This window comes from Xanthomonas sp. NCPPB 3569, from assembly GCF_041475645.2.
GTDB classification, from domain to species: Bacteria; Pseudomonadota; Gammaproteobacteria; order Xanthomonadales; family Xanthomonadaceae; genus Xanthomonas; species Xanthomonas phaseoli.
Map to the genome: position 1 here is coordinate 3,202,084 of NZ_CM192969.1, position 13,147 is coordinate 3,215,230.

The following is a 13,147-nucleotide window of genomic DNA, read 5'->3' on the forward strand; positions in this document are numbered from 1 at the left end:
GAGTTTCCATGGGTCACTGGACCACGCTCGACACCCCCGACGGCCAAGTCGCCGCCTGGCACGCCACACCCGCTTCCAGCCCGCGCGGCGGCCTGGTGGTGATTCAAGAGATCTTCGGCGTCAACGAACATATCCGTGCGGTGGCCGACGATTACGCTGCGCGCGGTTACGAGGTGCTGGCACCGGCCTTTTTCGATCTGGAAGAAAAAGATGTGCAGTTGCCGTACGACCAGGAAAGCCTGCAGCGGGGCCTGGCACTGGCCAATGCGGTCGGCCTGGAGCGCGCTGTGGAGGTGGTGAAAGCCGCCGCCACCCTGCTGACCCGCGCCGGCAAGGTGGGCACGGTGGGCTACTGCTGGGGCGGCTCGGTCGCGCTGCTGTCGGCCATTCGCCTGGGGCTGCCGTCGGTGAGCTACTACGGCGGCCGCAACACCCAGCTGCTGGACGAAACCCCCAAGGCGCCGGTGATGTTCCACTTCGGCGAGCGCGATGCCAGCATCCCGCCCGAGGCGATCCAGGCCCATCGCGAGAAACTGCCGCAGATGGAAACCTTCGTGTATCCGACCGGGCACGCCTTCAACCGCAGCATCGACCCCACCCACTACGACGCCGACAGCGCCGAGCGTGCATTGGAGCGCACCCTGGGCTTCTTCGCGGCGCACCTGGGATGAGCGACGCCGCACCGGACAGGCCTGCGGGCGACTTCCAGCTCGATCCGCGCCTTGCAGCCGACAGTGTGTTCGTCGCCGACGGACCACTGTCGCAGGTGCGGCTGATGGACGACAGCCGCTTCCCGTGGCTAGTGCTGGTGCCACGGGTGGCCGATGTCAGTGAGTGGATCGATCTGGATGGCGGCCAGCAGCGTTTATTGCTGGCCGAAATCAACCAGCTCTCGCAGTTGCTACGCGCCGAACCTGGGGTGGGCAAGCTCAATATCGGCGCGCTAGGCAACATCGTGCGGCAGCTGCATGTGCATCTGGTCGGCCGTCACCCCGGCGATGCCGCCTGGCCCGGGCCCGTCTGGGGCAGCGGCAGTGCGCAGCGCTTTACGGCCGACGCGTTGCAGCAGCATGTCGCGACGTGGGCGCAACGGCTACGATAGGCGCCTGTCTTTCAACCAGTCTCCCGCATGAAATCCAATGTCGTCGCCGCGCTGATCCTGATCCTCGTCGGCCTGCTGTTCTTGGCCAACAACCTGGGCTGGACCAATCTCAGCATTGGTCGCTTGATCGCCACGTGGTGGCCAGCCGCATTGGTTGCATGCGGAATCGGCATGCTGTTCGGGCGCGGCAAATAGGTGGCGCCGGGATTGAGGAGTTGGGATTCGGGATTGGTTAGAGCGGGCTGATTGCGCTGCTGATGTTCCAGCGGATCGACGGGATTGGCGCTTGCGCGTTGAGGTGCGCTGCTGCGCTCCGCTGGCGAAGTCGCACAGAATGAGGCGACCGGCATGACGTTTGTCATCTGCAATTGTTGACTTCCGGCACCTGATCGCGGGGCGCATCGGGCGCAGCATGGCCTCATACCCAACGAGGACATCGCCATGAACTACCGCCTGATCCCCGCCCTGTTCCTGATTGTCATGGGCGCGCTGTTTCTGCTGGACAACCTGGGGCTGGCCCATCTGGACGTGGGCAACCTGATCGCAACCTGGTGGCCGGTATTTCTGATCGCCGCCGGCGTGCGCCAGCTGCTGCGCTATCGCGAGAAAACGGCCGCAACCTGCTGAAGGTCACGGCCGCCCCATTGCATCAAGAGCGGCCAACAACCTGGTGAGCAGCCCGGCAGGCCGGCATGAACGACCCGGTATGTACGCAGCGTACATGCCGGTTCCGAATGCCGGCCGCGCCCGCCTGGCAGTGAGCGCAGTCGTCTTGGTCGCTGCCTTACGTGCGCGGCAGGGTCACGCCGGTCTGGCCCTGATACTTGCCGCCGCGATCCTTGTACGAGGTTTCGCACACTTCGTCGGACTGGAAAAACAGCATCTGCGCCACGCCTTCGTTGGCATAGATGCGCGCCGGCAGCGGCGTGGTATTGCTGAATTCCAGCGTCACGTGGCCTTCCCACTCAGGCTCCAGCGGGGTCACGTTGACGATGATGCCGCAGCGTGCGTAGGTACTCTTGCCCAGGCACACCACCAGCGTGTCGCGCGGGATGCGGAAATATTCCACCGTGCGCGCCAGTGCGAAGCTGTTGGGCGGAATGATGCAGACATCCGATTCGATATCGACAAAGCTGCCGGGATCGAAGTGCTTCGGATCGACGATCGTCGAGTTGATATTGGTAAAGACCTTGAACTCGCGCGAGCAGCGTACGTCGTACCCGTAGCTGGAGGTGCCGAAGCTGACGATGCGCTGGCCGGCGGCATCGTGCTTGATCTGGCCGGGTTCGAACGGCTCGATCATCGCGTGCTGTTCGGCCATGCGCTTGATCCAGCGGTCGCTCTTGATGCTCATGCGGTGTTCCTTGAAGACGGAAGGCGGCAGGCCGAGCGGCCCGCGCGAAGACGGCGGATTCTACCAGCGGCCGGCATCGCCGGCCCCGATGCGCTACAACAGGGACGCCGAGATCGGGATGCTGGCGCGTGGGCGCTTGCCCAGCTCCTCGGCAAGCCGCGTCGCCGCCGCCAGGTAGGCCTTGGCCGCCACCGACTCCGGTGCGGCGACCACGATCGGCTGACCGGTATCGCCTTGCTCGCGGATTGTAATCTCCAGCGGCAACGAGCCCAGCAACGGCACGCCGTACTGCGCCGCCATGCGCTCGCCGCCACCTTCGCCGAACAGATGCTCGCGATGCCCGCAGTTGCTGCAGGTATGCACCGCCATGTTCTCGACGATGCCCAGCACCGGCACCTCGACCTTTTCGAACATCTTCAAGGCCTTGCGCGCGTCCAGCGTGGCGATGTCCTGCGGGGTGGTGACGATCACCGCACCGGCCACCGGAATCTTCTGCGACAGGGTCAACTGGATGTCGCCGGTGCCCGGTGGCAGGTCGATCAGTAGATAGTCCAGGTCGTCCCACAGGGTGTCGTTGAACAGCTGGGTCAGCGCGGACGTCGCCATCGGCCCGCGCCAGATCATCGGGGTGTCCTGATCGACCAGCAGGCCGATCGACATCGCCTCGATCCCGAACGCACGCAACGGCTCGATCGACTTGTTGTCCGGGCTGTCCGGGCGCCCGCTCAGGCCCAGCATCGCCGGCACGCTGGGGCCATAGATATCGGCATCCAGCACGCCGACGCGCGCGCCCAACTGACGCAGCGCCAGTGCCAGATTCACCGCAGTGGTGGACTTGCCCACGCCGCCCTTGCCCGACCCCACCGCAATCACGTTGCGGATGCGCGGATGTGGCGCCAATGCGCCCTGCACCGCGTGCGCGGCGATTCTGCGCTCGCCCGTCATGCGCCAACTGCCTGCGCAACGGCGCGTGCCGCTACCGAACCACGTTCCACCATTGTGTTCATCGCTTACTCGACTGGTTGTGTGCCAATGCGCGAGCGAGGCAAGCATCGCCCGGCGCGACATCAAAGAGGGCGTCAGTGTACTGGCTCGGCCAAAAACAGCTGATGTGTTCGGCAACCCCGACCGACGCTCGCGCGTTGCCGCGTGCCATGGTGTGACATATTTTGCAAATATGGACACAAAATTAAGGAATTGTTACGTTCGAAAAGTTCAGCCGGCGCTCAGCGAGCCCAGCTGTGCCAATCGAATTTCAAGCAAGGATCTGCAGCATCATGTCGAGCCGTACCCCGCAACGCACCCGCCACCACCGCCTCAGCACCGCACTTTTCGGCGTACTTGCCGCGTCCGCAGGCAACGCCGCCGCCCAATCGGAAAATGGCGTCGCGCCCGATACGACCGATCTGGACAAAGTCACCGTCACTGGCTCGCGGATCGCGCGCACCGGCTTTGTCACGCCCTCGCCCGTCACCGCGATCACCGCAGAGGAAATCCGCGCCACCGGCGCGACCACCCTCAGCGACCTGATGGCGCGTATGCCGGCACTCGCCCCGACCTACACGCTAGGCAACTCCACACGCTTCATCGGCACGGCCGGCCTGGGCCTGCTCGACCTGCGCGCAATGGGTGCAGACCGCACGCTGGTGCTGGTCAACGGCCGTCGCCATGTGGGCTCCAGCCCGGGTTCAACCGCGGTGGACGTCAACACGATCCCGGTGGAATGGATCGAACGCGTGGAAGTCATCACCGGCGGCGCGTCCGCGGTGTACGGCGCCGACGCCGTGGCCGGCGTGGTCAATTTCATTCTCAAGAAATCGTTCACCGGCTTCGAAACCCGCGCGCAGACCGGCCTGGCCGACGAAGGCAATTTCAACCGCTCGTTTGCCAGCTTTTCTGCCGGTACCGATTTCGCAGGCGGCCGCGGCAACATCGCGGTGTCCGGCGAATACAGCAAGCAAGATCGCTTTGGTCGCGGCAATCGCGCCATCGGCCGCGAGTATCTGGTGAGTGTGCCCAATCCCGGCTTCGACCCCACCCGTCCGGCAAGCGAACGCAACCCCCAGAACGTGCTCAGTGGCCCTGGCGGCAACCATTCGACCTCCTACGGCGGCACCTTCAACCTGGGCACGTTCGATTTCCGTAACCCGGCCAGCTACGGCAACCGCTATTTGTTCAACGACGATGGCAGCTTCCGGCGCAACCGTTACGACGGCTCGGTGGTGAGCAACACCTCGTGCGTGGACTGCGATTTTGTCGACCTCAACGCGGTGGCCGACCTGCAACCGGGCTTCGACCGCAAAAGCGTCAATACGATGATCAACTTCGAGATCAGCGAAAACCATCGCGTGTTCTTCGAAGGCAAATACAGCGAAACCGATTCGGAATTCTTCAGCCAACCCGCATTCGACAGCTCGCTGCGCGTGCGTCGCCAGAACCCGTACGTCAGTCCCGAACTCGGCGCCTTGATGGATTCGCGCGGCGCCACCCAGATCCTGATGAACCGCTTCAACGTCGATGCCGGCCGTCGCGGCGAAAACATCGAGCGCAAGACCTACCGCGCCGTGCTCGGTGCCGAAGGCAACTTCACCGACAACTGGACCTACGACGTATCTGCCAACTACGGCAAGACCACGGTCGACCGCCTCAACCTCAACAACCGTATCAACGAGCGTTGGCAGGCCGGTATCGATGCGGCGCGCGATGCCAGCGGCAACATCGTGTGCCGCACCACGCTGGATCCGACTGCAGTCAATCCCAATACCGGCCGCGTGTACTCGGCACTGGCCCGCGAAGGCTGCGTGCCCTTCAGCGTGTTCGGCAATGGGGCGGTTACCCCGGAAGCGGCTGCGTGGTTCAACACCACCGCGCGCTCGCAGGCCAAGATCCAGCAGACCGTGTTCAGTGCTTCGGTGGCCAACAGCAGCCTGCTGTCGCTGCCGGCCGGCGACATCGGCTTTGCCGGCGGCGTGGAATACCGCAAGGAACAGAGCGAGGAAGTCGCCGATCCATTGGCCGCGTCGGGCGCGACCTTCCTCAACGCGATCCCGAACAGTGGCGGCGACTACAGCGTCAAGGAAGTGTTCGTCGAAAGCACCGTCCCGCTGCTGGCCGGCCTGCCGGGCGTGGAGCGCCTGGCGCTGGACGTGGCGGGACGCTATTCGGACTACAGCAGCATCGGCTCGACCAAGACCTGGAACATCGGGCTGGACTGGACCATCATCCCGTCGCTGCGGTTGCGCGGCACGCTGGCACAGGCCGTACGCGCGCCCAGCATCGGCGAGCTGTACGCATCGCAGAGCGAAAACTTCGCCACCATCAACGACCCCTGCAATTACCTGCCCACCAACACCAACCGCCCCGGCACCGCCGGCGATGTGGCATTGCGTCAGGCCAACTGCAGCGCGCTGGGCGTGCCGGTCGGCTGGATCGACACCTATACCTCCACGCGCCCCGGCGTGAGCGGCGGCAATCCGGAACTCAAGCCGGAGCGCGCGCGCAGCCTCTCGTATGGCGTGGTGTGGCAGCCGGAGTTCTTCGAAGGATTCGGCATGTCGATCGACTACTGGCGCATCGACCTGCGCGATGCCATCGGCACGGTGACCGCGGAAACCAATGCCACCCGTTGCGTGGATAACCCCGGCGGGATCGGCAACAGTTTTTGCGGCTTCGTGCAGCGCGCCCCGCTCGGCGGCTTCACCGACCCGCAGGGGCGCATCTATCCCGAGCACAGCATCATCGGCTGGCAGGCACTCAACGAAAACCTCGCCCGTTCGCGTCGCGTGGGCGTGGATCTGGAAATGGACTACCGCTTCCGGCTCGGCGAAGGCAATACCGTGCTGCGCTTCGTCGGCACCCGCCTGATCCAGTCGCGCGAATGGGTATTCCAGGACTTCCCGGCCGAATACGACGAGTATGTGACCTCCGTGACCGACCCGCGTTGGCGTGCGCAGTTCCAGACCAAGTACAACCGGAACGAGTGGCGCGCCTCGTGGGACATGAACTATGTGGACGGCAACCTGCGCGTGACCCCGGAGAGCTATAACAGCAACCCTGGCTCGGCCAGCCCGATCAGGAACGGCTCGTACGTCTACCACAACTTTCAGTTCGGCTATCAATTCCCCGGCTCGAAGATCGACGTGTACCTGGGCATCGACAACGCCTTCGACAAGGATCCGCCACGCAACTACTTCGGCGCGGATTTCACATCTGCGCTGTATGACAACGTGGGCCGGTTCTTCTACCTGGGGACGACGGTGAAATTCTGACGGCCCCACGCACCTAGAAAAAGCCCCGCTTGTCGGGGCTTTTTTTTGCGGCTTTGCCAACGCGGTAGATCTTCGCTTGCCGCGCGCAATATTCAAAGCGTTCGATCCAGTCGGTTACACCAAGCAATCTGTATCGAACGTAACTATTAAGTCGAAAGCGTCGCTCCAGGCCGTTTGCCTACGTGTGCAACACAACGCCACTTTGTGCCGAATTCCTCACTTTCGACGCGGATTCGGGTTATTTCATTAACAAATCATGTCAGACGCTTGCACTCTGTAGCAGGCATTCATTACGTTCGGGTTAAGGCCATCTGACTCCCCGATGACCGCCCCTTATCCGAACTCCAGTTGAAAGGTCAGGAATGAGCAATCAGTTTCGTCGCCAAGTCCTCAAACGCACCGCCCTCGCTGTCGTGCTCGGTGCATGCCTAAGGAAACTCTGAACAATCCATCGTGATCTGCCACAATCGATCAACGACCCGAGTAGACGATTTCGATGCAGCTGACCTTCGGCGACGCGGAGTACAACGGCAAGCGCAAGCGCAAGCGGACGCGGCGTGAGGTGTTCTTGGCCGAGATGGACCAGGTCGTGCCGTGGAAGGACCTGCTGGCGCTGATCGAGCCGCACTACCCGAAGTCGGGGCAGCCGGGGCGACAGCCGTATCGGCTGGAGACCATGCTGCGCATCCACTTTTTGCAGCAGTGGTATGCACTGAGCGATCCATCGGCGGAAGAAGCGCTGTACGACACGGTGTCGATGCGCCGTTTCGCCAAGATCGGCGGGCTGGATGAGGTGCCGGACGAGACGACGATTCTCAACTTCCGCCATCTGTTGGAGCAGCACGATTTGGCGCGCAAGCTGTTCAATCGGGTCAACGCGCACCTGTCGCGCAAGGGGCAGAGCTTGCGCGGCGGGACGATCGTGGACGCCACGATCATCGCTGCGCCCAGCTCGACCAAGAACAAGGATGGCGAGCGCGATCCGGAGATGCACCAAACCAAGAAGGGCAACCAGTACTACTTCGGGATGAAGGCGCACATCGGGGTGGACGATGACTCCGGGCTGGTGCACCACGTGGAGTGCACGGCGGCCAACGTGGCCGATATCACACAAGCGCACAAGCTGCTGCACGGCAAGGAGGACACGCTGTGCGCGGACAGCGGCTACACCGGGCTTGAGAAACGCGAGGAGATGAAGCGCAAGCGCAAACTGCGCTACCTGATCGCGGAGAAGCCCTCGAAGCTGAAGCAGATTAAGAACAAGCGCGAACTGAAGTTGGCCAAGCGCTGGGAGCACACAAAAGCCAGCCTGCGTGCAAAGGTGGAACACCCGTTTCGGGTGATCAAGCGCCAGTTTGGCTACGTCAAGGTGCGCTATCGCGGTTTGGCGAAGAACACCGCACAGATGCTGATGCTGTGTGCGCTGTCGAATCTGTGGCTGAAGCGCAAAGAGTTCATTACCGCCGCGGGGTAGGTGCGCCCGTAATCGGGACGATACCCCGAAAAAGCGCCAAAAACGGCGAAAAACCGAGGATCTGAGCGCGGTCACCGCGACCGATATGGCTTACCACATCCTCCGATCGCGTTGTTCAGACCTTCCCTAACCAACGGCGCGGTCTACGCGCAGAGCACCACCGGCAGCATTTACGGTAGCGCCCCGTCCGAAGCCGGCAGCACGATCGTCGTGCAGAGCGACACCGGTCTCAGCCGCACCATCACGGTGGATGCAAATGGCCGCTACAACCTCGGCTCGCTGCCGGTGGGCGCCTACACCGTCACCCTGAAGCGCGGCGACCAGGTCGTCGACACCCGCAAGAACGTGCAGCTGCGCGTCGGCTCGGGCACCGAAGTGTCCTTCGCTGGCGCGGCCGCATCGGGCAGCAACGCCGATGCAACCACGCTCGGCGCGATCACCGTCACCGCCGCCAACGCGCCGAAGATCGATGTCAGCTCGACCAGCTCGCGCTCGGTGATCACGTCCGAGCAGTTGGCTACCTTGCCGCTGGGCCGCAGCGCCGAAGCGATTGCGTTGCTGGCGCCGGGTGCGGTGGCTGGTAGCGGCGCGTTCAATAACGGTTCGCGCTCGGTGGTCTCTTTCGGCGGTTCCGGCGTTACCGAAAATGCTTATTACATCAATGGTTTCAACGTCAGCAATCCACTGAGCAACCTGGGTGGCGTCAGCCTGCCCTATGGCGCAATTGATCAGCAGGAAACCTATACCGGTGGTTACAGCTCGCGCTACGGGCGCTCGACAGGTGGCGTGATCAGCCAGGTCGGCAAGCGCGGCACCAACGAATGGCACTTCGGCGCGCAGGCGGTGTGGGAGCCGAAGAACCTAGCGAGTTCGGTCGGCGATGTTTGGTACCCAAGCAATACGCTCAACTCCAATCCGCGCTACAAGTATGAGGATCCTGATCTGCCGGGCACGATCTATCGCAGCGGCAAGGGCGACGTGCAAAGCCGCACGGTCTATAGCGCCTACGCCGGTGGCCCGCTGATTGAAGACAAACTGTTTATCTTCGTTGCTGGCGAAACCGACAAGACCGACGGTGCGGCAACCAACACAGCGACCGCGGCTACCGCGCAAGGACGCAATCATTACGAATACAGCTCGCCAAAGTTCTACGGAAAGATCGACTGGAACATTAAGGAAGGTCTGAACAACGCGATCGGAGGATGTGGTAAGCCATATCGGTCGCGGTGACCGCGCTCAGATCCTCGGTTTTTCGCCGTTTTTGGCGCTTTTTCGGGGTATCGTCCCGATTACGGGCGCACCTACCCCGCGGCGGTAATGAACTCTTTGCGCTTCAGCCACAGATTCGACAGCGCAAACAGCATCAGCATCTGTGCGGTGTTCTTCGCCAAACCGCGATAGCGCACCTTGACGTAGCCAAACTGGCGCTTGATCACCCGAAACGGGTGTTCCACCTTTGCACGCAGGCTGGCTTTTGTGTGCTCCCAGCGCTTGGCCAACTTCAGTTCGCGCTTGTTCTTAATCTGCTTCAGCTTCGAGGGCTTCTCCGCGATCAGGTAGCGCAGTTTGCGCTTGCGCTTCATCTCCTCGCGTTTCTCAAGCCCGGTGTAGCCGCTGTCCGCGCACAGCGTGTCCTCCTTGCCGTGCAGCAGCTTGTGCGCTTGTGTGATATCGGCCACGTTGGCCGCCGTGCACTCCACGTGGTGCACCAGCCCGGAGTCATCGTCCACCCCGATGTGCGCCTTCATCCCGAAGTAGTACTGGTTGCCCTTCTTGGTTTGGTGCATCTCCGGATCGCGCTCGCCATCCTTGTTCTTGGTCGAGCTGGGCGCAGCGATGATCGTGGCGTCCACGATCGTCCCGCCGCGCAAGCTCTGCCCCTTGCGCGACAGGTGCGCGTTGACCCGATTGAACAGCTTGCGCGCCAAATCGTGCTGCTCCAACAGATGGCGGAAGTTGAGAATCGTCGTCTCGTCCGGCACCTCATCCAGCCCGCCGATCTTGGCGAAACGGCGCATCGACACCGTGTCGTACAGCGCTTCTTCCGCCGATGGATCGCTCAGTGCATACCACTGCTGCAAAAAGTGGATGCGCAGCATGGTCTCCAGCCGATACGGCTGTCGCCCCGGCTGCCCCGACTTCGGGTAGTGCGGCTCGATCAGCGCCAGCAGGTCCTTCCACGGCACGACCTGGTCCATCTCGGCCAAGAACACCTCACGCCGCGTCCGCTTGCGCTTGCCGTTGTACTCCGCGTCGCCGAAGGTCAGCTGCATCGAAATCGTCTACTCGGGTCGTTGATCGATTGTGGCAGATCACGATGGATTGTTCAGAGTTTCCTTAGAAGCTAGCGGTGGCAACCCGGACGCGGTAGATATTCCCGGCTGCGTAATGTTCAACCCAGGTAAAACCAACACCTACAATCTCGCTAACGTGGATGGCTCCGGATATACCCAAGTATCCATGTCGCAGTCCGACTGGGGCTTCACCGACAAAGCCAAGCGCAGTTATGTCTCGGTCGACCTGTTCCTGGAACACCCGTTTGATGAAAAGTGGTACGGCCGCATCGATTACACCTGGTCGCACAGCTACGGCAACACCGAAGGTCAGGTGAAGTCGGACCTCGGCCAGGCCGACGTATCCAAAACGCAGGATTGGGATTCTGCCGAGCTGATGTATTACGCCGGCGGCAGCCTGGCTAATGATCGGCGCCACCAGATCAAGGCGTTCGGTGCCTACCAGATCAACCCGGAATGGATGGCCTCCGCTACCCTTCGCGTGATGTCGGGCACACCGATCAGTTGCTTGGGCTTCTACGGCGGCCCGGATGCGGCGGCGGTCGACTACGACCCGATCGGCTACGGCTCTTCGTACCACTATTGCGGCCTACAACCATCGTCTCCTGGCGACGCAGGCCGTACGCCGTGGATCAAGAACCTCGATCTGGGCTTGACCTACCGCCCGACGTTCGCCGATCACAAGCTGGCTTTTGGCGTGCAGATCTTCAACGTCCTCAACGATCGAACGGTCAATCGTGTCGATGGCGTCTACGAAGGCGATGTTCCCTTCAACGTCTCCAACACCTACCGGGTAGGTCTGCAGCCTTACAACTACAACACGCCACGCTATGTACGCCTAACCGCCTCGTACGATTTCTGATGCGAAAAGAGGATCGAAGACGTCACGACGTCTTCGATCCGTCATCGGTATTTGCTCCAAGCCGCGGCTAGTTCGGGGCTTTTTTTGCAGATGGGTAGCGGTTTGGCTCAGCCGCGGAGAATCACCCGCGCCGCATTATGCCCAGGCGCACCCGTCACACCTCCGCCGGGATGGGTCCCGGATCCACACAGATACAACCCCGGCACCGCGCCGCGATACGCACCCTGGCCCAGCAGCGGGCGTGCGCTGAAAAGTTGATTGAGGCTAAGGGCGCCGTGGAAGATGTCGCCGCCAACCAGGCCGAAGATGCGTTCCAGATCGAGCGGGCTCAGCACTTGCCGGCCCAGGACCGATGCGGCAAACCCGGGCGCGTAGCGCTCCACCGTGGCGATCATCAGATCGGCCACCTCTTCGCGGTAATCGTCCCATCGCCTGCCGTCGGGCAGTTGCGGTGCTACATGCTGGCAGAAGAGGCTGGCGACATGCTGGCCCGGCGGCGCAAGGGTGTGGTCTAGGGTGCTGGGAATGAGCAGTTCGACCACGGGCTCACGCGACCATCCCAACGTGCGCGCGTCATGCCAGGCGCGGTCCATGTAGTCCAGGCTCGGTGCCAGGATGATGCCGGCGGTCAGGTGATCGCCATCGCCGGGTAACGCGGTGAAGTCCGGCAGGCGCGAGAGCGCGACATTCATGCGGAAGGTGCCCGACCCGCAGCGGTAATGGGCAATACGTTCGCGCGTCGTCGCAGGCACGTCGCCTGGGCGCATCAGGCGCTGATACAGCAATTTCGGGTTGACGTTGGCCACGACCGCGCGGGCGCGGATCGTGTCGCCAGCAGTCGTGACGACACCGACCGCATGCCCCTGCTCTACCAGCACGTGCGCCACCGCGCAGCCGGTACGGATCTGCGCCCCGTGCTCGCGCGCGCTGGCGGCCATGGCCTGAGTGATCGCGCCCATGCCACCGATGGCGTGGCCCCACGCTCCCTTGACCCCATTGCTCTGCCCGAACACGTGATGCAACAACACGTAGGCGGTGCCCGGCGTGTAGGGGCTGGCGTAATTGCCGACGATTCCATCGAAGCCGAACAAGGCCTTGATCGGCGCGCTTTCGAACCAGCGATCCAGATACTCGGCCGCTGAAATCGTAAACAGGTCCAACAGCTCCTGGCGCAATGTCAGCGGCAGGCCTTGCAACTGCAGCCCAAGCTTGCCTGCCTGCCATAGCTGCGGCAATGCCCGCAGCCAGCCGCCATCGGTGACGTCGGGTGGTGGCTGCAAGGCCAGCGCACGCAATACGTCGGCCAGTTGCTCCAACCGCGCTTCGTAGGCAGGCAAGGCGGCAGCATCCCGCGCTGAAAACTTGGCAACTTCCTGTGCCGTGCGCCCTGCCCCGGCAAGCAGATAGTCACCGTTCGGCAACGGCAGAAAATTGTTGATCCGTCGCGGCACCACATGCAGGCCATGGCGCTCCAGTGCCAGATCGGCGATGACCTTGGGCTGCAGCAACGACACCGTGTACGCCGCCACCGAATTGCGGAAACCGGGATGAAATTCCTCGGTCACCGCCGCGCCGCCAACCACCTCGCGCGCTTCCAACACCAGCACCCGCTTGCCAGCCTTGGCCAGATAGGCAGCGCACACCAACCCATTGTGGCCGGCGCCGATGATCAGTGCATCCAAAGGTTCAGGGGCGATGGGCATGCACTGGTATATAGCACCGCTCACCCGCGCCCACCATCTGGCAGCGGCAGCGTCTGAGCACCTGCCCGTCGCTCCCAACGCACCCACGCG

At 62.7% G+C, this 13,147-nt stretch carries 10 protein-coding genes and 3 pseudogenes; 9 read left to right on the forward strand and 4 right to left on the reverse strand.

Annotated features, from left to right (window positions below):
* The first annotated feature begins 8 nt into the window (after nt 1-8).
* The 4 genes from ACCQ03_RS13980 (at nt 9) to ACCQ03_RS13995 (ending at nt 1,729) form a co-directional block, all read left to right on the forward strand.
* Complete coding sequence (locus ACCQ03_RS13980; protein ID WP_039567227.1) at nt 9-671, forward strand: dienelactone hydrolase family protein; 663 nt, start codon at nt 9-11, stop codon at nt 669-671.
* Nucleotides 668-1,102: an HIT domain-containing protein gene (locus ACCQ03_RS13985; protein ID WP_057678826.1), complete on the forward strand. Its 435-nt coding sequence runs from the start codon at nt 668-670 to the stop codon at nt 1,100-1,102. The genes ACCQ03_RS13980 and ACCQ03_RS13985 overlap by 4 nt, the downstream gene beginning before the upstream one ends.
* 27 nt (nt 1,103-1,129) lie before the next feature.
* A complete protein-coding gene (locus tag ACCQ03_RS13990; RefSeq protein ID WP_008577498.1) occupies nt 1,130-1,297 on the forward strand; it encodes a LiaI-LiaF-like domain-containing protein in 168 nt (55 codons plus the stop codon).
* Between the two features lie 246 nt (nt 1,298-1,543).
* Nucleotides 1,544-1,729, forward strand: a complete 186-nt coding sequence (locus ACCQ03_RS13995) for a LiaF transmembrane domain-containing protein (RefSeq protein WP_057678827.1) — start codon at nt 1,544-1,546, stop codon at nt 1,727-1,729.
* Between the two features lie 157 nt (nt 1,730-1,886).
* Here the strand turns inward: ACCQ03_RS13995 and dcd are convergent, their stop codons facing one another.
* Nucleotides 1,887-2,456 (reverse strand): dCTP deaminase, encoded by a 570-nt coding sequence (gene dcd / locus ACCQ03_RS14000; protein ID WP_005912996.1) that lies wholly within the window; start codon nt 2,454-2,456, stop codon nt 1,887-1,889.
* 93 nt (nt 2,457-2,549) lie between these two features.
* Nucleotides 2,550-3,401, reverse strand: a complete 852-nt coding sequence (apbC, locus tag ACCQ03_RS14005; RefSeq protein WP_209227497.1) for an iron-sulfur cluster carrier protein ApbC — start codon at nt 3,399-3,401, stop codon at nt 2,550-2,552.
* A 332-nt stretch (nt 3,402-3,733) separates the two neighbouring features.
* Here apbC and ACCQ03_RS14010 point away from each other — a divergent pair, with 332 nt between their 5' ends.
* From ACCQ03_RS14010 to ACCQ03_RS14025, 4 genes and pseudogenes are all read left to right on the forward strand, one after another.
* Nucleotides 3,734-6,724: a TonB-dependent receptor plug domain-containing protein gene (locus ACCQ03_RS14010; RefSeq protein WP_209227495.1), complete on the forward strand. Its 2,991-nt coding sequence runs from the start codon at nt 3,734-3,736 to the stop codon at nt 6,722-6,724.
* 362 nt (nt 6,725-7,086) lie between these two features.
* A pseudogene (locus tag ACCQ03_RS14015) lies at nt 7,087-7,155 on the forward strand (twin-arginine translocation signal domain-containing protein); the annotation flags it as partial.
* Nucleotides 7,156-7,220: 65 nt separating this feature from the next.
* Nucleotides 7,221-8,198, forward strand: coding sequence for an IS5 family transposase (locus ACCQ03_RS14020; RefSeq protein WP_372359824.1), 978 nt, complete (start codon nt 7,221-7,223; stop codon nt 8,196-8,198).
* Nucleotides 8,199-8,303: 105 nt separating this feature from the next.
* Nucleotides 8,304-9,377: pseudogene (locus ACCQ03_RS14025) on the forward strand (TonB-dependent receptor); the annotation flags it as partial.
* A gap of 122 nt (nt 9,378-9,499) precedes the next feature.
* Here ACCQ03_RS14025 and ACCQ03_RS14030 read toward each other — a convergent pair.
* A complete protein-coding gene (locus ACCQ03_RS14030) occupies nt 9,500-10,471 on the reverse strand; it encodes an IS5 family transposase (RefSeq protein ID WP_150147813.1) in 972 nt (323 codons plus the stop codon).
* 64 nt (nt 10,472-10,535) lie between these two features.
* Between ACCQ03_RS14030 and ACCQ03_RS14035 the strand changes: the two are divergent.
* Nucleotides 10,536-11,354: pseudogene (locus ACCQ03_RS14035) on the forward strand (Oar protein); the annotation flags it as partial.
* Between the two features lie 107 nt (nt 11,355-11,461).
* Here ACCQ03_RS14035 and ACCQ03_RS14040 read toward each other — a convergent pair.
* Entirely contained in the window at nt 11,462-13,057 is a 1,596-nt protein-coding gene (locus ACCQ03_RS14040; protein WP_150146579.1) for a phytoene desaturase family protein, read from the reverse strand.
* Nucleotides 13,058-13,147 lie beyond the last annotated feature (90 nt).